This window comes from Erythrobacter sp. AP23 (assembly GCF_001542855.1).
In the GTDB taxonomy this organism is placed as follows: Bacteria; Pseudomonadota; Alphaproteobacteria; order Sphingomonadales; family Sphingomonadaceae; genus Qipengyuania.
The window spans coordinates 390,204-416,108 of record NZ_LNBY01000017.1; the positions used below are offsets into that span (position 1 = coordinate 390,204).

Consider the following 25,905-nt stretch of genomic DNA (forward strand, 5'->3'; position numbering starts at 1 on the left):
CCGAATATGCCGCCCGCTTTGCGGTGTCGCGGCTTAACCGAAGCTGATAATCGCGGGCCGGATAGCGTGTTTGGCCCAAGGTGCCAATAAGCGCGGCCTAGCGGAAACCCAGATTTCTCAGGCTGAAATAGACCTGGAAGGTGTCGCCGCGTTCGGCGTCGCCCGAGGTGATGTAATCGCGCCGCCAGGTAACGCCCAGTTCGAGACAATCGTCCTGATAGGCGACGCCGAGCCGAGTGCGGATCGGATCGAACCCATCGGAGGAGAACGTCGGATCCTCCTCGCGATCGGTAAGGTTGAACACCCCCGATCCGAACAACGACCAGTAATTGGCGAAAGCGACACGAACGGCGCCGCGCAATTCCTCGCGATCCTGCAAATCCTCGACCTGGGTGATATCTCGGTTGAGGCGGACATATCCCAGCTCGGCATAGGTCCTGCGCGAGCCCACGGTCGCATCGATTTCGTTCCGACGGATCGCCAGATTGTCCTTGTCGAGCCGGAAGCGGTGCGTGAAGCGCAGGAAGTCTTTATAGCGCACTTCGGTTCGCCCGACGAAATCCGAGAAGCGTTCGGACAGGCCGGTCCCGACGGGCAGGATGTCGCGGTCGCTGTCGAGCCGGTAGGACTGGCCGATATTGGTCTTGAGCTCCCAATTCGGGATGCGCAGCGCCCAGTCGAAGCCATAGGTTACCCGCGCGCCGTCTTCGACACGGTCGTAACCGGGAAAGCGGTTGAGCGCGAAGAGGTTGGAATCCTCCAGGTCGATCGCGCGCGCATCCTCGTTGGGAATGGCAAGGTTCCTGATCGGTGGTGTGGCCACGAACTGCACGCGGGGGGTGAAGACCTGCGTGCCGCCGAATGCCGTCCCGACGAAGGGCCATAGAACGTCCACCGCACCCAGTGCCACGCCGCGGAATTCCCAGCCGGGATTGCCGCGATAGCTGGCGGTGGCGGTGAGGAAGTTCTCGTCGGAATGATAGACATCGCCGCGCAGCATCCCCGTGAACGTGACAACCTGACCGAGAGCGGTCACGCGGCGCAGGTCCCACTGCGCGCGGGCGAAGGCGCGCTGCGTATCCTGTCCGACGTCGCGATGGATGGCGAGCGTATTGGCCTGCAGCTCGATCTGGCCTCCGAGTATCGGCGTGTCGGGTCGCCAGCGGACGTCGAGCACCGGCAGCGCGATCGGCACTTCTCCCTGTGGCTGATTGAGGCGCAGCGTCTGCGTGGCCCAGCCGGCGAGCGAGAAATAGGTGTTGCTGCCGATCCGCTCGAGCTCGAGCGTGGAGCGCAGACGATCGTCGCGGCTGATATCGTAGCGGCGCAGGAATGTGCGATCGGTTGCGCGGCGGATCGACCCGGTCAGGCTCCAGTCGGGCGTCAGCTGGAACTTGCCGTTGGCGAATAGGTAGCCGCGAAATTCCTCTTCGCTGGTCGACACGCCCGTCAGGCTGGAAATGCGCTGGCTGTGCGTTGCATAACCGGTGATCTGGTAGGCGCCCCGCTCTGTCAGGTGACGCCACTGCGCGGCCACCATGGGTGCCGCATCGGTATAGACGTGGGTGGTAACCGTCAGGTCGCGGTTGTCGGCAAAGCGGATGTAATAGCTGCCCGAGACCTCCACACCATTACTCTCCGAGACGCGAAGATCCGGAACGAGGAAACCGGAGACCGCGCCCCCATCGGTGCGAACGGTCAATCCCGGGAGAGGCAGGACGCGCGCACCGAAAATCTCCAGGAAGGCGCCCGAGAATCTGATCCGCCGTTCGTCGGGGCTGTAGATTACGCGTTCGGCGGTGATCCGCCAGCTCGGGTCCCGGGGGCACCCTTTGGGATCGACCACCGAACACCCGCTATAGGCGGCCTTCTCAAGCGCGACCGTGCCGTCGCTTTCGCGAATCCCGCGATTTGCGGCAAGCCTGCCGCCCTGGCGCAGTGCAAGCAGGAGATTGTCCATTGCGCCCGCTTCGAACTCGTCGGTCAGCTCGATCCGTTCGGAAAAGAGCTGGTTGCCGTTTTCGTCGACGAAGCGGACGCGACCCGATGCGACGATCTCGCCGGTACGCTGACTCCAACTGACCGAATCGGCCCGCAGGCTGCGATCGCCGCTGCGCAACACGACATTGCCGCTGGCGGTGACCATGTCGTTGTCCGAACTGTATTCGAGGATGTCGGCCTCGAAGGCAATTTCGCGATTGCCCTCGGCGTCGATTCCGTCGTCGCCCGTCGGCGGTGGCGCGGTATCGAGGTTCGCGTTGGGATCGGGAACCGCGAGCAGTTCGTCGACATCGGCGGCATTGTCGACGGTCGGCTTGTCGGGCTGAGGATCGCCTGGCTCGCCTTGCGGATCGATCACGGTGCCGACGTCGTCTGCGGCTGCTTGCGCGGCAAGCGGCGCAGCGGTGACCAGCGCCAGAGTGGTCGCGGTCAGGATTACGGGACGAATGGCCTCCCGGCCGGCGTGCAGGGCTGTCTCGACAGGCGGGAGCATGGCTTGCCTATCGCACCGGCCACGCCTAATCGCAATCGCCATCCTTGCAGGGCGCGCTTTGCCTGCGCCGCCCCGTCCGACAAATGTTTCCGGAGATCCCATGAAGATTCAGTTCAGCCAGTCCCGCCCGCAGGTTGCGCGCCTTGTTGCGCAAGTCACCGACAAGGGCAAGGTTCCCGCGGGGCTCGACAAGGCGATGACCGAAGGCATGGAATCGGCGCGGTTCAAGGGCAATGCCGGTCAGGTCTTCGAAGGTTTCGTCGAGCGTGAGGGACAGGTTCTGCGCCTCGCCATCGTCGGTGTCGGCGACAAGAATGACGAAGCACGGTTGGCCAATTGCGAAAAGGCGGGTGCTGCGCTGGCGGCGAAGTACCAGACAAGCGGCGTTAAGCAATTCGAACTCGACCTATCGGACAGCGGCCTGTCGTCCGAAGAGGCAGCCAGCGTCCTGCTTGGCGTGCGGCTGCGTAACTGGCGCTACGATATCTATCGCACGAGAATGAAGGACGAGCAGAAGGTGACGCTGGAAAGCGCCACCGTGGTCGGCGCGCCCGAAGGTACCGAGGCGGCGTGGGACGACATGGCGCATGTCGCGACCGGCGTAGAATTCACCCGCGAACTGATCACCGAGCCGGCCAACATTCTTTATCCCGAAAGCTTCGTCGCCCGCTGCCAGCAGCGCTTCGAAGGCACGGGTGCCGAACTGATCGTGCTCGACGAAGCAGAGATGGAAAAGCTCGGCATGGGCTCGTTGCTGGGCGTGGGCCTCGGTTCGGAACGCGAGTCGCGTATCCTGGCCATTCGTTGGAATGGTGGCAGTTCGGGCGAGGCGCCGACCGCCTTCGTCGGCAAGGGCGTCACCTTCGACACCGGCGGGATTTCGATCAAGCCGGGGCCGGGTATGGAAGACATGAAGTGGGACATGGGCGGCGCCGGTGCGGTTGCCGGAGCCATGCTTGCCCTGGTCTCGCGCAAGGCCAAGGCCAATCTCGTCGGCGTGATGGGTCTCGTAGAGAATATGCCCGACGGCAAGGCGCAGCGTCCGGGCGACGTGGTCACCTCGATGAGCGGGCAGACGATAGAAGTGCTCAACACCGATGCCGAGGGCCGTCTGGTTCTGGCCGATGCGCTGCATTGGACGCAGGAGGAATTCCAGCCCGCGCGGATCCTCGACTTCGCTACACTTACCGGCGCCATGATCGTTGCGCTGGGCCACGAATTCGCCGGCGTTTTCGCCAATGACGACCAGCTTGCCAAGGATCTGCACGAGGCAGGCGAGGCTACCGGCGATCGCAACTGGCGCATGCCGATCGGTCCTGCCTACGACAAGCTGATCAATTCGCCGATCGCGGACATGAAGAACATCGGCGGCAAGGCGGCTGGGTCGATCACCGCCGCGCAGTTTCTGCAGCGCTTCATCGCCAACGGCACGCCCTGGGCGCATGTCGATGTGGCGGGCATGGTGTGGTCGGACAAGCCGGGCCGCACCTGGGGCAAGGGCGCCACGGGTTATGGCGTGCGGCTCCTGGACCGCTTCGTGCGCAACACGCTGGAAAGCTGACGCGGCGCGGTGGCCAAGGGCACGGGCAAGATGCGGCGCAAGAGCGATCTGCCCTCCAAGATCTGCCTGACCTGCGGTCTCGAATTCGCCTGGCGAAAGAAGTGGGAGCGCGACTGGGACGAGGTGAAATACTGCTCGGAACGGTGCCGCCGGAACAAGCCGTCCTCAAGTAGCGAAGCGGTAGGACAACAAATATGACCACCCGGGTCGATTTCTACCAGCTCAGCTGCGATCCGGTGGACGTCACCGTTGCCAAGCTCGCGCGCAAGGTGTTGCAGGCGGGCGAGCGTCTGCTGGTGGTGAGCGCCGACGAGGCGCAGCGCTCGCATCTATCCAAAGTGCTTTGGGAACAGGGCGGGGCGGCCTTCCTCGCCAATGGAATGGCGGGCGGTGCACACGAGACCCGTCAGCCGATCCTGTTGTCCGAAGGCTCCGCTGCGCCCAACGACGCACGCATGGCGTTGATCGCCGATGGCCGGTGGCGCGAGGAGGCGCTCGGTTTCGACCGTGTGCTGTTGCTGTTCGATGCAACGCAGCGCGATGCCGCGGCCGAGCTATGGCGACGCTTCGCGAAGGACGAAACAATCGACAACCGGATCAACAAGCAGGACGAAAACGGCGCCTGGCGAGAGGGCGCCTGACGGAACCACTGCAGGCTTCGTGGGTCGAATGGTTATGGCCCGCCCTTCATTTGCCGCCCGCCTTGCCGCTCTTGCCGGCGCCTCGCTCGCCATCGCGGCTTGCAGTGCCGGCGGTGCGGATGACAGCGCCGACGCGACAGACAACGAGATCGAACCGCGCGGATCCTACGACATCGACCGGGCGACGGGCGAAACGCGCGCTCGCTATACCGCCGATGATGGCACGACCACTACCATGCGCTCGGGCGAGAATGTCCCGGTGGCGCTCCCGGCCGATTTCACTGTCTTTCCCGGCGCGAAGGTGACCAACAACACCCGAGTCGAACAGGCCGACGGCCTCTTGGTTCTGCTTGCACTCGAGAGCGAGGCTGAGCCCGAAACCATGATCGCGCATTACCGCGCGCAGGCGGAGGCTGCCGGGATCGACGTCGCCATGGCGCTGGAATCCGGCGCAACGCAGATGATCGGTGGCGAGGCCCCCGACGGCACCAGCTTCTCCTTCACCGCCACGCGTGAGGACGACCTGACCGAGGCCCAGCTTTCCATTGGGCGCGGTCTCGAATGAATCTTGCTCGCGCGCGCGCGCGGCGCTAGGGGCGCGCGCGAGAAATCTCTCCCCCGCATAACCCACGCAAGGAATTCACCATGGCGGTTACCCGCACCTTTTCGATCATCAAGCCCGATGCCACTCGCCGCAACCTGACCGGTGCGGTCACCAAGATGCTGGAAGACGCCGGTTTGCGCGTCGTCGCGTCGAAGCGCATCCAGATGACCCGCGAGCAGGCCGAAGGCTTTTACGCGGTTCACAAGGAACGCCCCTTCTTCGGCGAATTGGTCGACTTCATGATCTCCGGCCCTGTCGTGGTGCAGGTGCTGGAAGGCGAAGACGCCGTGAAGCGCAACCGCGACGTAATGGGCGCCACCAATCCGGCCGATGCGGATGAGGGCACCATCCGCAAGACCTATGCCGAATCGATCGAAGCCAATTCGGTGCACGGTTCGGACAGCGACGAGAACGCCAAGATCGAAATCGATTTCTTCTTCGACGAAGACGAAATCGTCGGCTAAATTATTGGATCCCCTGCAAGTCCAGGGACGATAATGATTATTTCCAACGGGGGCGATCTGCGCTAGGATCGTCCCCGTTGTGCTGACCAGCCTCCTTCCCGGCCGGCGCCGCAAGCGTGAGAGAATTGCGGCGACTCGGGCATTCGTCGATGCGATGAATGCGCGCAACCACGCCGATGCTCGGCCGATGATGGCACGGGATTTCACCTTCGTCGACGCGGGCGGCACGAGCGTGAAGGGGCGCGACGAGGTACTCGCCAGCGACACCGCCTTTCGTGACGCCAACGCCAATGCCCAGGTGCGCATCCTGACGATCGATGCGCATGACGAATCGGTGCTCGTGCGCGGCTATCTCGAAAGCCGGATGGCCGAACTGGCCGGCGAGACCCTGTGGCGGGTTGAATTCGAGGACCGGAAGATTTCTTCGATCCACGTCACCCGCGCCGGCTATGCTGTGACCCTGCCGAAATTCGCGGGGCTCGGCCCGGCATAGCGCATGTCTTGGGGCGGCTATCCCAAACCGAAACCGGCGAGCTGGGCGCGATGATGATGGTGCGCGCCCGCGTCGGCTGAATTCTGTTCGGTGCGCATGGCAGTAAGCGCGTGATCGGTCAGTTCGAGCCCTAGCGCGGCATAGGTGCGGGCGATCTCCGCTTCCCAATTCCGGCCAAGCGCATCGAAATCGACATAGGCGACGGGGCCGTCGAAGTCCGCCAGCGCCGCATCGATCCGCGAATCGCGCATGGCCAGCTTGCGGCGCCACTCGGCCTCGATCCTGGGCAGCTCGGAATGATCGCTCTGGAAGGCCATCTGGCTCGAAACGAGCGATACCGAACTCGACAGCACATCCGCATGATCCCTGCGCGTCACGACCAGGCGCGCTTCGCGGAATTGCCGGAGCAGGGCGGGCAGGTCTTCGGAAAATTGCGGGCATTTGAGCACGCGGGGCCGGTCGGCATCGCCCATCGTTGCTGCATCGGTGCGCAGGATTCGCGCGAATTCGGCATAGACCGGCGCGGCATCGCGCGCCTCGCTCCAGGCAACGAAGCCGGGCACCTGCCACTGGGCCTCGAAGGTCGCGGGAGACAGTGCGCCCGACAACCAGCCGATCTCCTCGTCGATCCGCGTCGCGCCGAAAGGGTGCAGCGCATCGAGCCAGGGATTGATCCGTCGCGCGATGGCCAGCGCCGCGCCTGCCTTGAACGGTCGCCAGTCGGGTGCGGCAGGTACGGGATCGTGACTGTTGCAAAAGCGCGTGCCGGTATGCCGCGGATCGGCGGCTAGCAGGCGGTGCATCCGGGTGGTCCCGGCACGCATCTGGCCGACCACGATGATCGGGCGCGCGATATCGGCCTGCGCCAGCGCCGGATCCTCGCGCCAGGCACGCCCCAGCGCATGCCGTTTGCGGATCGCCGAGGTCAGCTGGCCATAGGCCATGGTGTGGCCGAGCGCATTGAGCTGGGCCTCATCGCGCAGGCTGGCGCACAGCCGGTCCAGCCGCGCGCAAAAATCGTCCACCTCGGATTGTGTCCGGATCGAGCGCTCGTCGTCGGGCTCGAACCCGCGGCTGCCCACTTGCCAGAGAAACTCGGGCTCGAGTGGCGGTTTGGGCGTGACGCCGCGATCCCACAGCGCCTGAACCGCGCGATCGGCCCAGGCGGCGGTCTTGGCGCGGGCCAGCGGGTGCGGGCGCGGGGGCACGGCCATTCGCGCTAGAACTCGTCCGCTGCGTCGAGCAGCTTGGTCGCGCTCTTGGGAGCGACCAGCCGCCAGCTGCGCTGCAGCCAGTTTGCAACATCGCCCCAATCGACACCCGGGCGATTGAGGATCACGCCGATCCAACCGCTCGCGCCGTAATAGGCCGGCTTGTGATAGGCATGCGGCTGCGCCTCGACGAGGTTTTCGAGCTCGTCCTGGCTCGCGCATTTCACCAGCAGCGAGATGTGCTCGACCCCGTGGTGCCGGTCGGAGAAATAGGCGAAGAACTTGCCCGACTTGGGGGTTCCGACGCGAAACCCCGGCGCGCCGTGGCTGTCGCGCTCGTGAGTCCGTGGCAGCGCCAGCGCATGCTCGCGCACTCGTGCCAGCAGCCACTCGGGATCGCTCCCGCGCGCAACATAGTCCGAGAGCACCCGTGGGTAGAGCTGGTGTTCTGCCACGCGGACGCGATTGGCGAGCTTTTCGGGCGTGTCGCCGGGCCAGATCGCGACGTGGGCACACCCCAGCGCCTCGCCCGAATCGAGCTCCTCGGTAACCAGGTGCACCGTTGCGCCGGCGTGGCTGTCGCCCGCCTCGATCGCGCGCGCATGTGTGTCGAGACCGGGATACTTCGGCAGCAGAGAGGGGTGGATATTGAGCATCCTTCCCTCCCAGCGCTGGACGAATTCGTGCGTGAGAATGCGCATGTATCCGGCCAGCGCGATGTACTGCGCGCCCGCGTCGAGCGCGGCCCGTTCCATCGCTGCATCGTGATCGGCGCGCGCCATGCCCTTGTGCGCGAGGGCAAAGGTCGCAACGCCCTCAGCCTGTGCCAGCGTGAGCGCTTCCGCCTGCGGATCGTTCGCCGCGACCAGCACGATTTCGTAGGCGGCGCCGGGCAGACGGCCGGCATAGAGCAGTGCGGCCATATTGGTGCCCTTGCCGGACACGAACACCGCGACTTTCGCCTTGTCGGGCGCGCGGTCAGGCAAGGTGCCTCGCCGTCCAGTCCTCGCGCGCGGCCCAGGTGCCCGCCGATCCCTGAACGGTGCAGCCCTTGTCGCCCTCGACGATCCGGCCGACCGCCAGCACCGTCTCGCCAGCGTCTTCCAGACGGCTGCGCACGATCTCGGCATTGGCGGGTTCGACCGCCAGCACCATGCCCACCCCGCAATTGAAGGTCCGCGCCATTTCACCCGGTTCGATATTGCCCTGCGCCTGCAGGAAGGCCATCAGCCCGGGCTGTTCCCAGCCATCTGCATCAACTTCGGCATGCGCGCCTGCGGGCAGCACGCGCGGGATGTTCTCGAGCAGGCCGCCGCCGGTGATGTGTGCAAGCGCGTCGACCAGCCCGTCGCGCACCACCGGAAGCAGGCTCTTCACGTAAATCCGCGTGGGTTCGATCAGCGCGTCGATTAGCAGGCGGTCGCGGTTGAACAGGGCGGGGCGGTCGAGCTTCCAGAGCTTGTCCTCGGCCAACCGGCGAACCAGCGAATAGCCGTTCGAATGCACCCCCGAACTCGCCAGGCCGAGCAGGACATGGCCGGGCGCGACGCGTTCCCCGGTCAATTGCTCGCCGCGCTCGACCGCGCCGACGCAGAAACCGGCCAGATCGTAATCGTCCTCGGCATACATGCCGGGCATTTCCGCGGTTTCGCCGCCGATAAGCGCGCAGCCGGCCTGCTTGCAGCCCTCGGCAATGCCCGCGATCACGCGTTCGGCAACGCCGTTCTCGAGCTTTCCGGTTGCGAAATAATCGAGGAAGAACAGCGGCTCGGCGCCCTGGACGATCAGATCGTTGACGCACATGGCGACGAGGTCGATACCCACCGTATCGTGCTTGTCGCTGTCGATGGCGAGCTTGAGCTTGGTGCCCACGCCGTCATTGCCCGCAACCAGCAGCGGATCCTTGTAGCCCGCCGCCTTGGGGTCGAAAAATCCGCCGAAACCGCCGATCTCGCCATCCGCACCCGGGCGCATCGTCGCTTTCACCAGCGGGCCGATCGCCTTGACCAGCGCATTGCCTGCCTCGATCGAGACGCCTGCCTGTTCGTACGTATAGGAAGGCGTGTTCTGGCGCGGTTCGTCACTCATCCCAACCGCCTTACGCATTCGCGCTTGGATTTCCAGTTGCGTTTCGGCAAAAGGCGCCCTGTTTTCCCCATGAGCCACGCCCTTTCCCTTCGACCTGCCCTGCGCCGTCCCGCCTTGCTGCTGCTGGCGCTGGCCGCGCTGTGTGCGCTGGGAATGGCGGTCTGGGCGCAGGTCGGCGGCGATCGCGGCATTGCTCCGGTTGCCTCGACCAGCGATATCCAGGTCACGGGCATCGAGGTGGACGTGCGCGCGGACACGGGCGCAGAAGCGCGCGAGCAGGCGTGGAAGGAGGCGCAGCGCCTCGCCTGGGAACGGCTCGACGGGCCGGAGCTGAGCGATTCGCAGATCGAGGGGCTGGTTTCGGCCATCGTGATCGAGCGTGAACGCCTCGGGCCCAAGCGCTATATCGCCACTCTAGGCGTGGTCTTCGATCGCCAGCGCGCCTCGCGTTATCTCGGCTCCGAAGGAGAAGCGACGCGCTCGGCGCCCATGCTGTTGTTGCCGGTGACCGTCTCCGCAGGCACGCAGATGGTCTATGAGCAGCGCAACCCGTGGCAGCGCGCATGGGCCGAATACCAGGCGGGGCAGAGCAGGATCGACTACGTCCGGCCAACAGGCGCAGGCGGCGATTCGCTGCTGCTCACCTATGGCCAGACCGGCCGCCGCAGCCGCACCTGGTGGCGCAATGCGCTCGATCAGTTCGGTGCAGCCGACGTACTCGTGCCGATCGCCAGCCTGCGCTACACCTATCCCGGGGGTCCGGTCGAGGGCACCTTCACCGCGCGCTACGGACCCGACAACACCTATCTCGACGGCTTCGAAATGACCGCCGCCACGCCCGCCGAACTGCCCGCAATGCTCGAGCGCGCGGTTGTCCGGTTCGACCGGATTTTCGAACTGGCACTGGCCGATGGCAAGCTGCGGCCCGATCCCACGCTCAATATCGGCACGCCCGAACTCGACCCGGCGCTCCAGCGCTTGCTCGAACTGGGCCGCGCCCTGCGCGCACAGGAACAGGCGGCGGCCGCGGCCGCTTCGGAGCCGACGGCGGAAAGCGGCGATACGATCACCGCGGCACCGGTCCTTGCTCCGCCGCCCGAAGGATCGGTCGCGCTCTATACCGTACAGGTCGCGACGCCCGACGCCGCCGCTTTCGACGGTGCGGTGAGCGCGGTTCGAGGCACGCCCGGTGTTCGCAGTACTGGCATCCGCAGCACCGCTATCGGCGGGACGTCGGTAATGACCGTAAGTTACTCGGGATCGATCGGAGAGCTTGCCGAGGCGCTGCGGGCACGCGGCTTCACCGTGACCCAGGGCAGCAACGCGCTCGCCATCAGCCGCTGAGGCGCGCCCGCGATGACCTCGCAGATCGCCCTCCCGCTGATTCCCGCCGGTTCGAGGCAGCCGACCAGTATCGTGGTGGGATCGGGCAACCGTGCGGTTGCCGAAGCGCTTGCCACGCCGGAGACCTGGCCGTTTCGCACCGCGATCCTTCACGGTCCGGCGCGGTCGGGCAAATCGCTGTTTGCGCGATGGTTTGCAAATAGGCATGCCGGCGGCACGATCGACGGTGTCGAGGCGCTGGAAGAGACCGAAATCTTCCACCGATGGAACCGTGCGCAGGAAGACGGCTTCCCCCTGCTGTTGGTGGTCGACGGCGCCAGTTGGGACATCACCTTGCCCGATTTGCGCAGCCGCATGGGCGCCGCGCTGCAGCTCGAGATCGGCCCGCCCGACGATGCATTGGCGAGCGAGTTGATGCTGTCGCACGCTGCCCAGCGCGGTTTGGCACTGGGCGAAGGCGCACCCGCCTATCTCGTCCCGAGAATGGAGCGCAGCTATGCCGCAATCGAGAAAATCGTCTCCACAATCGACCGGCTCAGCCTTGAACGGCAGGTTCCGGCAACGCTATCTATCTGGCGGGACGCGCTGGAGGCGGTGGAGGGGCCAGACCAGGGCCGCTTGCTTTAATCGCTTCCAAATGGGAGAATAGCGCCAATGTTCGAACGGCTTATCGCCTATCTCGACAGCGTCAAGGCACGCGATCCGGCTCCCCGCAGCCGTTGGGAGGTGCTCACCTACCCCGGCGTCTGGGCGGTTTTCTACCATCGCATTGCGCACTGGCTGTTCGAAGCCGAACTGTTTTTCCTGGCCCGGCTGGTCAATCACTGGAGCCGCTGGCTGACCGCGATCGACATCCACCCCGGCGCGAAGATCGGCAAGAACCTGTTCATCGACCACGGTTTTTCGGTGATCGGCGAAACCGCCGAAATCGGCGACAACGTCACCATCTATCAATGCGTCACGCTGGGCGGAACCAATCCCACCAATGGCAAGCGCGGCAAGCGCCATCCGACGGTGGAGGACAATGTCATCATCGGTTCCGGCGCGCAGATCATCGGCCCCATCACTGTGGGCGAACGCGGCCGCGTGGGCGCCAATGCGGTGGTCATGGACGATGTACCCGCGGGAGCTTCCATGGTGGGCCTCAAGGCGCGCTCGACGCTGGTTCCTGCAGAGGAGTGGATCAAGGAATTCATCCCTTATGGCACGCCGAATTGCGAAGATGCCGAAGGCAACCGCATCGATTGCATCGAGAAGCTCGAGGCCGAATTGAAGTCGCTTCGCGCCGAGGTCGAAACGTTGCGGGCGGAGCGCGAACCGGCGCGGCGTAGCGGGACCGAGGATTGATGAGTTTTCTCGGCGAGACGGTCGTCGCATTCCCGGGTCGCCAACCGCAGCAGGTCGGCTTCGACCGTGAGGAACTCAACCGTATCCTCGATCTTTACGGGCGAATGGTCGCCGCCGGACAGTGGCGCGACTATGCGATGGACTTTACCCGCGACGTCGCCGTTTTCGCCGCCTTCCGCCGCGCTGCCGAACGCCCGCAGGTGCGGATCGAGAAACGGCCCGCGCTGCGCAACAAGCAGGGCATGTGGACGCTGTTCGGCGAGCACGGCCAGGTTTTGAAGCGCGGGCATGAACTGCCCGGCGTGATCGCCCCGGTCGAGCGGCGACTGCTCAAGGCGATCGACGAGTAGCGGGAATGCAAGAAGGGCCCGCACCGCCGTGCGAGCCCCATGCAACAATCAGGGCCGGGATCAGCCGCGGGCCGACGAAGGGCCGCCTCCGGTGACCTTCTGCATCGCCGTCAGGATCGCGCCCGACTGCTCGCTGCCCGATTGCGGAGCCTTGAGGTTCGAAAATTCGCTGATCTTGTCCCAGTTGGCGGCGAAGCCTTCGACGGTGCGGTCCTCATCCTTGAGCCAGACGGCGTCGTTCATGACGGTCCAGGCCGAATGGAATCCGCCGGCGCCCGCGCCGACGATGGCATTGGTCGGCGCATCCTCGCTGACGAGGAAGAGCGCGGCCGGAACCACGTTGACCGGATCGAACAGCTTGAAGGCTTCTTCGGGAAAGAGGTCTTCGGTCATGCGCGTGCCGGCGACGGGCGAAATCGTGTTGACCTTGATGTTGTACTTCGCGCCTTCGAGCTGGAGCGTCTTGGTGAGACCGGCGAGGCCGAGCTTCGCCGCGCCGTAATTGGCCTGGCCGAAATTGCCGAACAGGCCGGTCGAAGATGCAGTCATGAGAATGCGGCCATAGGCCTGCTCGCGCATGGTTTCCCATGCAGCCTTGCTGACATTGGCCGACCCGTTGAGGTGCACGTCGACGACGAACTCGAAATCGTCCATCGTCATCTTGGCGAAGGTCTTGTCGCGGAGCACGCCGGCATTGTTGATGACGATATGCACACCGCCCCACTTCTGCTTGGCGTCGGCGACCATCTTTTCCATCTGCTCGAATTCGGTGACCGAGCCGCCGTTCGATACGGCTTCGCCGCCAGCCTTCTCGATTTCCTCGACAACCTGCAGCGCCATGTCCGAATGGCCGGTGCCGTCGCGCGCGCCGCCGAGATCGTTGACTACGACCTTTGCGCCGCGGCGGGCGAGTTCGAGCGCGTATTCGCGGCCCAGACCGCCGCCCGCGCCGGTAACGATGGCTACCTTGTCCTTGAAATCGATGCTCATGGGGGTGCTCCTGCTTTATCGTTTACGTAAGGGTCAATTGGCGCGTGGGGTGGCATGTTCCCTTCGCACTTGCAACAGGCGGTACGGCGCGCCGCCATTCCGTAGCGGCGGAGCGGTGTGCCGAGTCCCCGCGTAGGCGGGGACCTCAGCCCGCCAGCGATTCGCCGCTGCACGAGACCCTAGCCTTCGCGGGGGTCAGAGCCTCGCCAGCGCGGGGATCAACTCTGCCAGCGAATCGATCTCGGCATCCGCACCCAGTTTCCCGCGCGGCTTGTCGCAATATCCGTATCTTGCGCCGATTACCGGGACCTCCGCGGCGCGTGCCGCCCTGACGTCATAGGAACTGTCGCCGACGAAAGCGAGGTTTCCGCCGCCGCCGCGCCTGATCGCTTCGAAGATCGGGTCCGGCGCGGGTTTGGCGCGCCCCTTGCCCATCGTGTCGCCGCCGATGATTGCGACGAAGGGCTCCGCAAGACCCAGCGTATCGAGGATCTGGCGCGCGAAGCTTTCGAACTTGTTGGTCACCACCGCCATGGCGATTTTCCGCTCGGTCAGTTCGGCAAGCACCTCGCGCGCATGCGGATAGGGCTGTGTGTGGACCGCGTTGTGCTCGGCATAATAGGCGAGCATCCGCTTGTAGAGCTTGCGGAATTCCTCGTCCGGCAATCCACCTTGTTCGTCGACCGCCTGTTTGAGCATGATCTTCGCCCCGCCGCCGATCAGATCGCTGGCGTGATCCGCAGGGACCGGGTCGAATCCCCCCAGGTCCAAGGCGTGATTTACGGCAGCGCCAAGATCGCGGTGCGTTTCGAGCAGCGTGCCGTCGAGATCGAAGCCGATTATGGCGAAGGGCAGATCGGTCATATACCCGAAGCGGTGGCGGATGGTTCTTCAAACTGCAAGCGATTGGTGGCAAGGCGCTTTGCCATGAACACGAACCGCGAATTCGCCGCCGTCATCCTTGCCGCGGGCAAGGGCACCCGCATGAAGAGCGACCTGCACAAGGTCCTGCATCCGATCGCCGGTCGGCCGATGCTGGATCATCTGCTGGCTACGGTCGATAGTCTGAAACCGGCTAAAAAGGTCGTCGTGGTCGGCGCCGGTCGCTCGCAGCTCGAAGAGGCGCTCGGCGAACGCGCAGAGACCTGCCTGCAGGAACCGCAACTGGGTACCGGCCATGCGGTGCAGATGGCGGAAGAGGGTCTCGCTGGCCACGGCGGCGACGTACTGGTGCTCTATGGCGACGTTCCCTTCGTGAAGGGCGAGACGATGCAGGCCATGCTCGACCGGCTGCATGCGGACGACAAGCCTAAGGTCGTCGTGCTCGGCTTCGAGCCCGAGGATCCGGGGCATTATGGCCGCGTCATCGCCGATGCCGACGGGCGGATCGCAAAAATGGTCGAATACAAGGATGCCAGCGAGGAGGAGCGCGCCTGCCGCCTGTGCAATTCGGGCGTGATGGCCGCGCGCGGGGCCGACATGTTCGACCTCTTGCGGCGCGTCGGTAACGATAACGCGCAAGGCGAATATTACCTCGTCGACATCGTCAACATCGCCAATGCAGATGGCGATACCTGCGCGGTGATCGCCACCGACACGCCCGAAGAAGTGACCGGCATCAACAGTCGCGCCGAGCTCGCAGCCGCCGAAGCGCAGTGGCAGGAACTTAAACGTGTCGAGGCGATGGCCGGCGGCGTCACGCTCAAGGCGCCGGAAACTGTGTTCTTCAGCTGGGATACCGAAGTCGCGAACGACGTCACCGTCGAGCCCCATGTAGTCTTCGGTCCCGGCGTGACGATTGCGCGCGGCGCGGTGATCCGCGCGTTCAGCCATCTCGAGGGGGCGACGGTCGGCGAAGACTGCTCCGTCGGTCCCTATGCCCGCCTGCGGCCCGGTGCGGTCATGGAAAAGGACGCCAAGGTCGGCAATTTCGTCGAGATGAAGAAAGCCACGCTGGGTGAAGGCGCCAAAGCGAGTCACCTGACCTATCTCGGCGATGCCGAGGTGGGCGCAGGTGCCAATATCGGCGCGGGCACGATCACCTGCAATTACGATGGATATTTCAAGTATAAGACCGTGATCGGCGAGCGTGCCTTCATCGGCTCGAACAGCGCGCTGATCGCCCCCGTGCGGATCGGTGCGGATGCGATCGTCGCGGCCGGCAGCGCGGTCAGCCGCGATGTCGGCGATGGCGATCTGCGCATGGTTCGCGGCGACCAGGTGGTCAAACCGGGCTGGGCCGACCGCTTCCACGATACGATGAAAAAGAAGAAGGCGGCGGAGAAGAAGTGAAGCCGCTGCTAGCTCTCGCCTTGCTGCTCGGCGGATGCGCGGGCGAGGGCGGGAGCGGTATGGTTCGTGCCCCCTCCTCGCAGGAAGAAACGGCCGATACTGCGGCACCTACCGTCCAACCGCGAACAGTCGCCTGCGCGGCCGCCGAGGAAACGATCTTCAGTTGCAAGACTGCAAACGGTCGGCGCATCTCCGTTTGTGCCGATGAAAACGAGCGGACCTTTTATCGGTTCGGCGGTGACCGGCTCGAACTGGAGATCGAGGGCGGAGAATGGGCGCAGGTCGCTTACTCGGGCGGCGGCGAGGCGCAGATAGCCTTCGCGAATGCAGGAACACGCTACATTGTGTTCAGCCGCATGGTGCGCACTAACTTCGCACCGGGCGAGCCCAACGATCCTGCGGTCAGCGACGGGGTGATCGTGCTGGATGGCGCCGAGGTCGCAGGGCTTCGGCTCTGCCGCGATCCCGATACTGTGCCAGTCCAGTATGACGCGGCCGAGCGGCATTTCACGCGGGTGGAAGAGCTGTTCACCTACGAGACCGAGCGCGCCGACCGCGATGAATGAGCGTGCGCTGTGCTGGCTGTGCGAGCGCCCGCTGGGCCGCAAAGTGCAGCAGCATCATCCCGTGCCCAAGGCCAAGAAGGGGCGCGAGACCGTAGCCGTCCATCCGATCTGCCACCGGACGATCCATGCCAATTTCACCAATTCCGAGCTGGCGCGCATGGGAGAGGATCGCGCGGCGCTGCTAGAGGACGAGGCGGTTGCGAAATTCGTCCGCTGGGTAAAGGGCAAGCCTCCCGATTTCCACGCACCGACGCGCATAGGGAGATGACGCGGGCTCCGGAACGGGTGCTACTCATGCCGCGTTTGCTGTCCATACGAAGGAGCAGCGTATTCATGAAAATCTGGAAAGGCATCGCGATCGGTGTGGCCATCCTCGCCATCGGCGCGGGCGGCGCCTATGCCTATTACCGCGCCGCGGTCGACGAACCGGAATACGCGCTGCTGAGCAAGGATGGCGATTTCGAACTGCGCCGCTACGCCCCGATGATCGTGGCCGAAGTCACGCATACGGGAGAGCGGCGCCCCGCGCTCACCGCCGGGTTCCGCCGCCTCGCCGCCTATATCTTCGCCGAGGATCGTCCGGGCGATACCATCGCCATGACCAGCCCGGTCATGCAGGACCAGGACGAGAAAATCGCGATGACCGCGCCGGTGCTGCAGGATGGCGGCGACGCAGCGCGTAGCTGGCGGACCCGTTTCGTCATGCCCGCCCAATACACCATGGAGACGCTGCCGACCCCGCCCGAGGACATCACGCTGACCGAACTGCCCGAGCGGCGCATCGCCGCGGTGCGGTTCTCGGGCAATGGCTCGAGTGAGGATCTGGCCGAAAACGAGGCGCGGCTGCGGGACTGGATCGGGCGGCAGGGGCTCGAAATCACCGGCCCGGCGGAGTTCGCCTATTACGATGCGCCTTCGGTTCCCTCGCCGCTGCGCCGCAACGAGGTGATGTTTCCGGTTGCGGCCCGCTGACCGGCAGCGGACACCGTCCAAAGAAAAAGGGCGGCCCGCGAGCCGCCCTTTCACGTTTGGAGCCACGCTGCGGGTTATTCGCCCGCGCTGTCGTCGGCCAGCCGTTGAAGCAGGTAGATCATCTGCAACGCCTGGATCTTGGCGCGCTGTTCGTTGTCGACGCCGCCCGAATGGCCGCCGGTCATGTCTTCGAAGTAGAAATACTCCTGCCCGAGTTCCTTGACCCGCGCCGCGCCCTTACGGGCATGGGCGGGGTGGGTACGGTCGTCGGCGGTCGAGGCCCAGAAGAAAGGCGAGGGGTAATCCTTGCCCTCGAGCAGCTTCTGGTAGGGTGAATAGGGCTCGATCCAGGCGCGCTGTTCGTCGATGCGCGGATCGCCATATTCGCCGGTCCACGAGGCCCCGCGACCGATCACGTGATAGCGCAGCATGTCGAACAGCGGGATCTGGACGATCGCCGCATTGAACAGTTCTGGCCGCTGGGTGAACGCGGTGCCGACAAGCAGGCCGCCCTGGCTGCCACCCTGGATGCCGAGATGCTCGGGCGAGGTGATACCGCGCGCGATCGCATCTTCGGCAATGGCGAGGAAATCGTCCCAGGTGCGCTGCTTGTTCTCGCGGATGGCGCTCTGGTGCCAGCCGGGGCCGAACTCGCCGCCGCCGCGCATGTTGCCGAGAATATAGGCGCCGCCGCGCTCGAGCCAGATCTTGCCGATCGAGCCGAGGTATGATGGCAGGCGCGGGACCTGGAAGCCGCCGTAGCCGGTCAGCAGCGTGGGGTTTGTCCCGTCCATCACCATGCCTTTGGGCTTGACGAGGAAATAGGGGATCTTGGTCCCGTCGGCGCTGGTCGCTTCGAACTGTTCGACTTCCATGCCCTCGGCATCGAAATAGTCCGGCGAGGTCTTGATCACCTCGGGCGCGCCATCGCCATTGGCGTAATAGAGCGTCGAGGGCGTCAGGAAGTCGGTGACCGAGTACATGATCTCGTCCGACCCGTCCGAGGCCGCAGCAACGCCGAGCGTCGAATTGTCGGGCAGATCGATCTCGCTCGAGACCCATTCACCGTCCACATGGTCGAACTTGAGCACGCGCCCGCGCACATTGTCGAGCAGACTGACATAGAGGCTCTCGGCAGTGTTCGCCGCGCCGCGCTTTGTTTGCTTGTCCCTGGGCGCCCAGACCAGCGTCTTGGCCGCGCCGTTGGGATCGGCCTTGAAGTCCTCCAGATCGACCGAAACCAGCGCATCGGCGGGGAAGGTCTGCCCCTGCGTTTCCCAGTCGACATCGGTCGAGAACAATAGCTGCCCGTCGATCAGCCCGTAGGGCGAGGCCTTCAGCGGCATGTCGAGACGGAGCCATTCGCCGTCCTTTTGCCAATAATATTCGGTCTCGTGGAAGCTGGTGGCGCGAAAGGCATAATAGCCGTGTGCGGTGCCCGTATGATCGCGCAGCAGCGTGGCCGCCGACCACACGTCGGCTTCTTCGCCGCGCCAGATTTCCTGCGCGTCTTCGATCGGCGTCCCGCGCTTCCAGATACGCGTAGTGCGCGGATACTGGCTCTCGGTGAGCGTGCCTTCGCCGAAATCGCGGCTGACGAGGAGCGTGTCCTGATCGACCCACTGGATCCCGCCCTGGCTTTTTTCGTCGAGCACGAAGCCGTTGTCGACGAAGCTCTTGGTCGCCATGTCGAATTCGCGCAGCACGGTGGCATCCTCGCCCCCGTCCGACAGCGAAATCATGCACAGGCGCTCTGCAGGCGGCAGGCATTCGTAGCCCTTATAGACCCATTCGCGCCCTTCGGCCTCGGCCAGCGCATCCACGTCGAGCACGGTTTCCCATTCCGGATCGTCGCTGCGATAGCTTTCGAGTGTGGTCCGGCGCACGAGGCCGCGCGGATTCTGCTTGTCCTGCCAGAAATTGTAGAGGCCGTCGGGGCGGATCGAAACATAGGGGATGCGATCCTCGCTGTCGTAGATCGCCAGCGCTTCGGCCTTGACCGCTTCGAACCGCGGATCGCCCGCGAGCAGGTCCATGGTCCGCTCATTCTCGGCGCGCACCCAATCGAGCGCGCGATCGCTGCGCGCTTCCTCGAGCCAGATATAGCTGTCGTCCTCGGGGCCGGGAATGCCGTCCTGCGCGGCGGCGGGGGTGTTGGTGGCAAGCGTCATGGCGGCGGCCATGGCCAGCGCGGATGTGAGTTTCAAGCGTGATCTCCTTCGTCTTCGCAACCATATTGACGAAGGCCTAGCCGCCGGACAAGTAGTCAGGTGCCTCTGATCGACATAGTAATACGAGCAATCTTCAGTCGTCGGCGCGAGTGGCGTCGCGATGAACCCAGACCGATATCGTACGGGCCTGGATTCCTGCTCGCAGAGCGAGTTCGTATTCGGTGCTCACCGTCTCCGTGACGAGCGCCCTCACGTCCTCGTTTTGGGCAGTGAAGGGAATGTCCGCGGTCACGATGGCCGCAGGGCGCTGGGCCAGTATCCGGCGAACCTCGTCGATCTGCCGGATCCCCAGGGCATCGCGTTCAAGTGCGTTGTTGAGATGATCGGGATAGATGAAGCGCGTGGGCAGGCAGCTGCCAGTCTCGCGATAGAGCGCCGTCGGCCCGTCGAACACCCACAGGCAGCGAGACTTGTCGTCAACCAGCGGGGCGATGGTTTCGGAAAGCTGCTCCATGCCCGTGCGCGAGCGCTGCGTCGCATCGATCCGCGTGCCGTAATAGAGCAGCGAGAAAAACAGCGCGATTACGACGGCAAGGGGGCCAAGCCGCAGCGGCCCGCGCCGGTCGAGAAAGGGCATGCCGAGCAGGATCGCGGGCGAAACCAGAGCAGCATAATAGTAGGCATAGACCGTCGATGGCAGGAACACCGTGGCGAGGCAGGTCAGCAGCCACGCGGCGTAGAAGGCGTAGCCGCGCTTATCCACGGGTACGCGCAGGCGCAGCGCCGCGTAGACCCCCAAGACCACGAGTCCGCCGAGGGGTAGGAGGAACAGCGCATCTGCCGCGACAAGGCGACCCGTCGGGGACGGTAGCCGGTCGAAGAAGCTTTCGAAGTTTGCGAACCAGAAGGCATCCCATTCGCCGATTGCCAGGTAGAACAGTCCCACCAGGGCGGTGGGGAGGATGCCGAGCGCGGCAAATACGGCTCCGAGCTTGGCAATCCGGACTACCGAACCATGTTGCCGGAACTGGCCCCACAACGCCCAGAGCCCGAAGAACGCACATTGGGGAAGGACAGTGTATTTGACCTGCAGCGCCAGGCCGCCGATCAGCATTGCGGCAAGCGCGCGGCCGATTGCTTGGGGATGTTCCGGGTCGCGGACCAGCAGGGCCATGGCGAGCATGGCCGGGACATGGAAGATTTCGGTCTGGCCCGAATGCGGGCCGTAGATCGCCATCAGAATTACATAGAGAACGGCCGCGCCCATCGCGGTCGCCCGGTCAACCAGCGTCAGGGCCAAATGACGCGTCAGCATGGCGCCGAGCACTGCAAAGCCCGTCGCAAAGAGCTGGTAGGCGAGCGGAGAGGGCCCGCCGATCGCATGCGCGAACGCATAGAGCAGGAACAGGCCGAACGGCTTGCGATCCCACAGGTCGACAAAGGGAAGCTTGCCGTCGAGCATGGCATTGCCGATCAGCGAATAAAGCTGTTCGTCGATGTCGGCATTGGCGTCGCCGAGATAGGGCAGGCGTACGACGAGCGCGCAGGCTGTCAGCAGCAGCACCACGCTCAGCGCGTCGCCACGCGAGCGGAAACGGCCGCTACTTTCGGCGATCGAGATAGGTTCCATCTTCATGGCGCGCAAACACCCCACATCATGGGGTGATCTGTGACCGATCATGGTAAATTTTGGCTTAAGCAGGACCGGCTCGCGCTTGGCAGAAACGAAAAGGGCGACCCGTAGGGCCGCCCTTCGCGTGTCCGGATTGTTCCGTGAAGGCCGTTAGCCCTCGACGTGCTCCGCAAGGACCGTCAGGCCTTTGTCGCCGACTTCGGCGAAGCCGCCGCGGACCTCGATGGTTTCCGGGGCAGCGCCTTCGGTTTTGTAGACCTGGACTTCGCCGTCGCGGATCGTCGACATGAAGGGCGCGTGGCCCTCGAGCACGCCGAATTCGCCTTCCGCCCCGGGAACGACGACCATGTGGACGTCTTCGGAGCGGACCAGCTTGGCCGGCGTGACGAGTTCGAAGTGCAGGGCCATGCTCAGTCTTCTTCCGCCAGCTTCTTGGCCTTCTCGACCGCCTGGTCGATGCCGCCGACCATGTAGAAGGCAGCTTCCGGCAGGTGGTCGTATTCGCCGTCGACTACAGCCTTGAACGACTTGATGGTGTCTTCCAGCTGGACGAACACGCCCGGGATGTTGGTGAAGACCTCGGCAACGTGGAACGGCTGCGAGAGGAAGCGCTGGATCTTGCGGGCGCGGGCCACGGTCAGCTTATCTTCTTCCGACAGTTCGTCCATGCCGAGAATAGCGATGATGTCCTGCAGGCTTTTGTACTTCTGCAGCGTTTCCTGAACCTTACGAGCGGTCTCGTAGTGTTCCTGGCCAACCACGCGCGGCTCGAGAACGCGGCTGGTCGAGTCCAGCGGGTCAACCGCGGGGTAGATGCCAAGCTCGGAGATGGCGCGCGACAGGGTGGTCGTTGCGTCAAGGTGGGCGAACGAGGTTGCCGGGGCCGGGTCGGTAAGGTCGTCGGCGGGAACGTAGATCGCCTGGACCGAGGTGATCGAACCCTTGGTGGTCGAGGTGATGCGCTCCTGCAGGTTACCCATGTCGGTCGACAGCGTCGGCTGGTAGCCCACGGCCGAAGGAATACGGCCGAGCAGTGCCGACACTTCCGAACCCGCCTGGGTGAAGCGGAAGATGTTGTCGACGAAGAACAGGACGTCCTGGCCTTCCTGGTCGCGGAAGTATTCGGCCATGGTCAGGCCCGACAGGGCAACGCGGGCACGCGCGCCCGGAGGTTCGTTCATCTGGCCGAACACCAGTGCCACCTTCGAGCCCTCGGAAATGGCGTTGCCGTCCTCGTCCTTGGCGATAACGCCCGCGTCGAGGAATTCGTGGTAGAGATCGTTACCTTCGCGGGTACGCTCACCCACACCGGCGAAGACGGACACGCCGCCGTGGCCCTTGGCGATGTTGTTGATGAGCTCCTGGATCAGCACGGTCTTGCCCACGCCGGCGCCGCCGAACAGGCCGATCTTCCCGCCCTTGGCGTAAGGCGCGAGCAGGTCGATGACCTTGATGCCGGTCACGAGGATGGCCGCTTCGGTCGACTGGTCGACGAAGAGCGGGGCTTCGGCGTGGATCGGGCTGGTGCCTTCCGCCCCGATCGGGCCGCGTTCGTCGATCGGCTCGCCGACGACGTTCATGATGCGGCCGAGCGTCTTCGGGCCGACGGGGACCGAGATCTGCGCGCCGGTGTTGACGACTTCCTGGCCGCGGACGAGGCCGTCGGTGCCGTCCATCGCGATGGTACGCACGGTGTTTTCGCCGAGGTGCTGCGCGACCTCGAGAACCAGCGTGTTGTCGCCGTTCTTGGTCTCGAGCGCGGTCAGGATGGCGGGCAGTTCACCTTCGAACTGCACGTCGACGACGGCGCCGATGACCTGGCTGATGGTGCCGTTGGGCGATTGGTTGAGTACGGGTGCGGTGGCCATGATCTATGTCCTGACTTGGGGTTTATCGCGCCTTAGCCGACGCAAACGTTTTCCGGATCGGCAAAGGTCCATTCGCCTTCGCCTGCAGTGAGGGTCGCTTCGTTGCGCAGATATTCATCGTCGCCGAGGCCGAATTCGCAGATGACGTCGGGCGAACCGAGGCCGGCACGCTTGCAGACAGCAGTGTTGACCGCCTCTTCCTCGGGGCAGGCTTCTGCATACATCTCGGTCACCAGCGCCTGATCGGGCGCGGGCAGCGTTTCGATGGGCTCGGGCGTCGCGACCTGTTCGGGCGCGACCTGCGCAGCGGGTTCTTCACCGCAGGCGGCGAGCAGGGCGAGGGGGAGGAGGAGGGCGAGGTTCTTCACGTCATATTCCTTAGAGGGCTTCGGCACCGGCGATGATTTCGATCAGCTCGGTGGTAATCGCGGCCTGGCGGCTGCGGTTGTACTGGATTGTCAGCTTGTTGATGAGATCGCCTGCATTGCGCGTGGCGTTGTCCATCGCGGTCATCGAGGCACCCTGTTCGGAAGCCTCGCGTTCGAGAAGGGAAGCGAACAGCTGCGTCTTGACGTAGCGCGGCAGGAGCTCCTCGAGGATTTCCTCTTCGCCCGGCTCGTATTCGACCACGGCATCGCCGCCGCTGCTTTCGCTTGTCGGCGCGGGGACGGGGATCAGCTGGTCGACGGTCGGGTCCTGCGCCAGCGCCGATTTAAAAATCGGATAGACGAGATGCGCGACATCGAACTCGCCCTTCTCGAACCGTTCGATCAAATCGTCGGCAATCGCCTCGGCTTCCTCGAAACCGGGGTTGCGCACGTCGGAGGTGTCGAAGTGCTTTTCGATCCGGTCGGCATAGTCGCGCTTGATCGGCGCGCGGCCTTTCTTGCCAACGAGATAGAACGTCACGTCCTTGCCCTCGGCGATCAGCGCCTTGGCCTTGGCCTTGGCGGCCTTGACGATGTTGGCGTTGAGACCGCCGCACAGGCCCTTGTCGGTGTTGACCACCACCAGCAGGTGGCGCTTGTCCGATCCGGTGCCCTGAAGCAGCTTGGGCGCGCTGTCGCCGCTGACCTTGCCGGCCAGCGAAGCCATCACGCCCGACAGCCGCTCGGCATAGGGGCGCGCGGCTTCGGCCGCGGCCTGCGCACGGCGCAGCTTGGCCGCTGCGACCATCTGCTTGGCCTTGGTGATCTTCTGGGTCGACTTGACCGAGTTGATCCGGCCCTTGAGTTCCTTGAGGCTAGCCATTTCGGCTCCCTATCTTCGTGTCTCTTGGGGCTCAGGCGAACTGCTTGGCGAAGGTCTTGAGCGCGTCGACCACCTTGGCCTTGGTGTCGTCCTCGAACTTGCCGGTGGTGCGGATGGTTTCCAGCACGTCGGCGTGTTCGGCACGCATGAAGCTCAGCATCTGGGCTTCGTAGTCGGTCACGCGGTCGACCGGCACTTCGTCGATATAGCCGTTGGTGCCGGCGAAGATCGACACGGTCTGCTCTTCGAACGGCATGGGCGAGAACTGCGGCTGCTTGAGCAATTCGGTCAGGCGCGCACCGCGGTTGAGCAGCTTCTGCGTCGCCGCGTCGAGGTCCGAGCCGAACTGCGCAAACGCTGCCATCTCACGATATTGTGCGAGGTCGAGCTTCATCGAGCCCGAGACCTTCTTCATCGCCTTGGTCTGGGCGGCACCGCCCACGCGGCTGACCGACAGGCCGACGTTAATCGCCGGACGGATGCCCTGGTAGAACAGGTCGGTTTCGAGGAAGATCTGGCCGTCGGTGATCGAGATCACGTTGGTCGGAATATAGGCAGACACGTCGCCCGCCTGCGTTTCGATGATCGGCAGTGCGGTCAGCGAACCGCCGCCATTGTCGCCATTCATCTTCGCCGCGCGCTCGAGCAGGCGGCTGTGGAGGTAGAAGACGTCGCCCGGATAGGCTTCGCGGCCCGGCGGGCGGCGCAGCAGCAGCGACATCTGACGATAGGCGACGGCCTGCTTCGAAAGGTCGTCGTAGACGATCACGGCGTGCATGCCGTTGTCGCGGAAGAATTCACCCATCGCGCAGCCGGTGTAAGGCGCGAGATACTGCAGCGGGGCGGGCTCCGAAGCGGTCGCGGCGACGACGATCGAATATTCCATCGCGCCGTTTTCTTCGAGCTGCTTGACGATCTGCGCGACGGTCGAGCGCTTCTGACCGACGGCGACATAGATGCAATAGAGCTTCTTGCTCTCATCGTCCGACGCGTTGACTTCCTTCTGGTTGATGAAGGTGTCGATGGCGACGGCCGACTTGCCGGTCTGGCGGTCGCCGATGATCAGTTCGCGCTGGCCGCGACCGACGGGGACGAGCGCGTCGATGGCCTTGAGGCCCGACTGCACCGGCTCGGAAACCGATTCACGCGGGATGATGCCCGGCGCCTTCACTTCGACGCGGCGACGCTCGGTCGATTCGATCGGGCCCTTGCCGTCGATCGGATTGCCGAGAGCGTCGACGACGCGGCCGAGCAGGCCCTTGCCCACGGGGACGTCGACGATGGTATTGGTGCGCTTGACGCTGTCGCCTTCGCCGATTTCCTGGTCCGAACCGAAGATAACGGCACCGACATTGTCGGCTTCCAGGTTCAGCGCCATGCCCTGAACGCCATTGGCGAATTCGATCATTTCGCCCGCCTGGACGTTGTCGAGGCCGTGGATGCGGGCAATACCGTCACCCACCGACAGCACGGTGCCCACTTCGCTCACTTCGGCTTCGGTGCCGAAATTGGCGATCTGGTCCTTGATGACCTTGGAGATTTCTGCGGCGCGGATATCCATGATG

General features: G+C 64.5%; 27 protein-coding genes. 14 read left to right on the forward strand and 13 right to left on the reverse strand.

What is annotated here, in order from left to right:
* Positions 1-97: 97 nt before the first annotated feature.
* A complete protein-coding gene (locus ASS64_RS11780; protein ID WP_083508333.1) occupies positions 98-2,494 on the reverse strand; it encodes an LPS-assembly protein LptD in 2,397 nt (798 codons plus the stop codon).
* A gap of 100 nt (positions 2,495-2,594) precedes the next feature.
* Here ASS64_RS11780 and ASS64_RS11785 point away from each other — a divergent pair, with 100 nt between their 5' ends.
* The 6 genes from ASS64_RS11785 (at position 2,595) to ASS64_RS11805 (ending at position 6,257) form a co-directional block, all read left to right on the forward strand.
* Entirely contained in the window at positions 2,595-4,055 is a 1,461-nt protein-coding gene (locus ASS64_RS11785) for a leucyl aminopeptidase (protein ID WP_067694562.1), read from the forward strand.
* A 30-nt stretch (positions 4,056-4,085) separates the two neighbouring features.
* Complete coding sequence (locus ASS64_RS16435) at positions 4,086-4,253, forward strand: DUF2256 domain-containing protein (protein ID WP_083508364.1); 168 nt, start codon at positions 4,086-4,088, stop codon at positions 4,251-4,253.
* A complete protein-coding gene (locus ASS64_RS11790) occupies positions 4,250-4,696 on the forward strand; it encodes a DNA polymerase III subunit chi (RefSeq protein WP_067694565.1) in 447 nt (148 codons plus the stop codon). The genes ASS64_RS16435 and ASS64_RS11790 overlap by 4 nt, the downstream gene beginning before the upstream one ends.
* Positions 4,697-4,730: 34 nt before the next feature.
* The gene (locus ASS64_RS11795) at positions 4,731-5,261 is read left to right on the forward strand and encodes a hypothetical protein (RefSeq protein ID WP_067694568.1); all 531 of its coding nucleotides are present in this window, start codon (positions 4,731-4,733) and stop codon (positions 5,259-5,261) included.
* A gap of 80 nt (positions 5,262-5,341) precedes the next feature.
* Positions 5,342-5,764, forward strand: coding sequence for a nucleoside-diphosphate kinase (gene ndk / locus ASS64_RS11800; RefSeq protein ID WP_067694571.1), 423 nt, complete (start codon positions 5,342-5,344; stop codon positions 5,762-5,764).
* A gap of 79 nt (positions 5,765-5,843) precedes the next feature.
* The gene (locus ASS64_RS11805; RefSeq protein WP_157075174.1) at positions 5,844-6,257 is read left to right on the forward strand and encodes a nuclear transport factor 2 family protein; all 414 of its coding nucleotides are present in this window, start codon (positions 5,844-5,846) and stop codon (positions 6,255-6,257) included.
* Positions 6,258-6,274: 17 nt separating this feature from the next.
* On the opposite strand, the gene ASS64_RS11810 is transcribed toward ASS64_RS11805, so the two are convergent.
* The 3 genes from ASS64_RS11810 to purM are packed head-to-tail and all read right to left on the reverse strand — an operon-like array spanning position 6,275 to position 9,556.
* On the reverse strand, positions 6,275-7,471 hold the full coding sequence (locus ASS64_RS11810; protein WP_067694577.1) for a sulfotransferase: 1,197 nt from the start codon (positions 7,469-7,471) through the stop codon (positions 6,275-6,277).
* 5 nt (positions 7,472-7,476) lie between these two features.
* On the reverse strand, positions 7,477-8,454 hold the full coding sequence (gene purN, locus ASS64_RS11815; RefSeq protein ID WP_255356036.1) for a phosphoribosylglycinamide formyltransferase: 978 nt from the start codon (positions 8,452-8,454) through the stop codon (positions 7,477-7,479).
* On the reverse strand, positions 8,447-9,556 hold the full coding sequence (gene purM / locus ASS64_RS11820) for a phosphoribosylformylglycinamidine cyclo-ligase (RefSeq protein ID WP_067694579.1): 1,110 nt from the start codon (positions 9,554-9,556) through the stop codon (positions 8,447-8,449). Before purM ends, purN begins: the two co-directional genes overlap by 8 nt.
* Positions 9,557-9,625: 69 nt before the next feature.
* Here purM and ASS64_RS11825 point away from each other — a divergent pair, with 69 nt between their 5' ends.
* The 4 genes from ASS64_RS11825 to ASS64_RS11840 are packed head-to-tail and all read left to right on the forward strand — an operon-like array spanning position 9,626 to position 12,597.
* Positions 9,626-10,900: a hypothetical protein gene (locus ASS64_RS11825; protein ID WP_067694582.1), complete on the forward strand. Its 1,275-nt coding sequence runs from the start codon at positions 9,626-9,628 to the stop codon at positions 10,898-10,900.
* 12 nt (positions 10,901-10,912) lie between these two features.
* On the forward strand, positions 10,913-11,527 hold the full coding sequence (locus tag ASS64_RS11830) for an ATPase (protein ID WP_067694585.1): 615 nt from the start codon (positions 10,913-10,915) through the stop codon (positions 11,525-11,527).
* Between the two features lie 27 nt (positions 11,528-11,554).
* Complete coding sequence (gene epsC / locus ASS64_RS11835; protein WP_067694588.1) at positions 11,555-12,247, forward strand: serine O-acetyltransferase EpsC; 693 nt, start codon at positions 11,555-11,557, stop codon at positions 12,245-12,247.
* Entirely contained in the window at positions 12,247-12,597 is a 351-nt protein-coding gene (locus ASS64_RS11840) for a DUF2794 domain-containing protein (RefSeq protein ID WP_067694591.1), read from the forward strand. The genes epsC and ASS64_RS11840 overlap by 1 nt, the downstream gene beginning before the upstream one ends.
* Positions 12,598-12,657: 60 nt before the next feature.
* On the opposite strand, the gene ASS64_RS11845 is transcribed toward ASS64_RS11840, so the two are convergent.
* Together ASS64_RS11845 and ASS64_RS11850 are read right to left on the reverse strand one after the other, a co-directional pair.
* Complete coding sequence (locus ASS64_RS11845; RefSeq protein ID WP_067694594.1) at positions 12,658-13,587, reverse strand: SDR family NAD(P)-dependent oxidoreductase; 930 nt, start codon at positions 13,585-13,587, stop codon at positions 12,658-12,660.
* A 195-nt stretch (positions 13,588-13,782) separates the two neighbouring features.
* Positions 13,783-14,451, reverse strand: a complete 669-nt coding sequence (locus tag ASS64_RS11850; protein WP_067694597.1) for an HAD-IA family hydrolase — start codon at positions 14,449-14,451, stop codon at positions 13,783-13,785.
* Between the two features lie 63 nt (positions 14,452-14,514).
* Between ASS64_RS11850 and glmU the strand changes: the two genes are divergently transcribed.
* From glmU to ASS64_RS11870, 4 genes are all read left to right on the forward strand, one after another.
* The gene (gene glmU, locus ASS64_RS11855; protein WP_067695243.1) at positions 14,515-15,879 is read left to right on the forward strand and encodes a bifunctional UDP-N-acetylglucosamine diphosphorylase/glucosamine-1-phosphate N-acetyltransferase GlmU; all 1,365 of its coding nucleotides are present in this window, start codon (positions 14,515-14,517) and stop codon (positions 15,877-15,879) included.
* Complete coding sequence (locus tag ASS64_RS11860; protein WP_157075175.1) at positions 15,876-16,445, forward strand: hypothetical protein; 570 nt, start codon at positions 15,876-15,878, stop codon at positions 16,443-16,445. The genes glmU and ASS64_RS11860 overlap by 4 nt, the downstream gene beginning before the upstream one ends.
* On the forward strand, positions 16,438-16,713 hold the full coding sequence (locus tag ASS64_RS11865) for an HNH endonuclease (protein WP_067694602.1): 276 nt from the start codon (positions 16,438-16,440) through the stop codon (positions 16,711-16,713). Before ASS64_RS11860 ends, ASS64_RS11865 begins: the two co-directional genes overlap by 8 nt.
* Before the next feature lie 65 nt (positions 16,714-16,778).
* On the forward strand, positions 16,779-17,417 hold the full coding sequence (locus tag ASS64_RS11870) for a heme-binding protein (RefSeq protein ID WP_067694605.1): 639 nt from the start codon (positions 16,779-16,781) through the stop codon (positions 17,415-17,417).
* 74 nt (positions 17,418-17,491) lie between these two features.
* On the opposite strand, the gene ASS64_RS11875 is transcribed toward ASS64_RS11870, so the two are convergent.
* The 7 genes from ASS64_RS11875 to atpA form a co-directional block, all read right to left on the reverse strand.
* A complete protein-coding gene (locus ASS64_RS11875; RefSeq protein WP_369815372.1) occupies positions 17,492-19,624 on the reverse strand; it encodes a prolyl oligopeptidase family protein in 2,133 nt (710 codons plus the stop codon).
* Positions 19,625-19,721: 97 nt separating this feature from the next.
* Positions 19,722-21,224 carry a glycosyltransferase family 39 protein gene (locus ASS64_RS11880; protein ID WP_067694611.1) on the reverse strand — a complete coding sequence of 501 codons (1,503 nt, stop codon included), beginning with the start codon at positions 21,222-21,224 and terminating at the stop codon, positions 19,722-19,724.
* Positions 21,225-21,371: 147 nt separating this feature from the next.
* Positions 21,372-21,629, reverse strand: coding sequence for an ATP synthase F1 subunit epsilon (locus tag ASS64_RS11885; protein WP_067694614.1), 258 nt, complete (start codon positions 21,627-21,629; stop codon positions 21,372-21,374).
* A 2-nt stretch (positions 21,630-21,631) separates the two neighbouring features.
* A complete protein-coding gene (gene atpD / locus ASS64_RS11890; protein ID WP_067694617.1) occupies positions 21,632-23,089 on the reverse strand; it encodes a F0F1 ATP synthase subunit beta in 1,458 nt (485 codons plus the stop codon).
* Between the two features lie 32 nt (positions 23,090-23,121).
* The gene (locus ASS64_RS11895; protein WP_067694620.1) at positions 23,122-23,457 is read right to left on the reverse strand and encodes a hypothetical protein; all 336 of its coding nucleotides are present in this window, start codon (positions 23,455-23,457) and stop codon (positions 23,122-23,124) included.
* A gap of 10 nt (positions 23,458-23,467) precedes the next feature.
* Complete coding sequence (locus ASS64_RS11900) at positions 23,468-24,340, reverse strand: F0F1 ATP synthase subunit gamma (RefSeq protein ID WP_067694622.1); 873 nt, start codon at positions 24,338-24,340, stop codon at positions 23,468-23,470.
* A 31-nt stretch (positions 24,341-24,371) separates the two neighbouring features.
* On the reverse strand, positions 24,372-25,901 hold the full coding sequence (gene atpA, locus ASS64_RS11905) for a F0F1 ATP synthase subunit alpha (RefSeq protein ID WP_067694625.1): 1,530 nt from the start codon (positions 25,899-25,901) through the stop codon (positions 24,372-24,374).
* Positions 25,902-25,905: the final 4 nt, after the last annotated feature.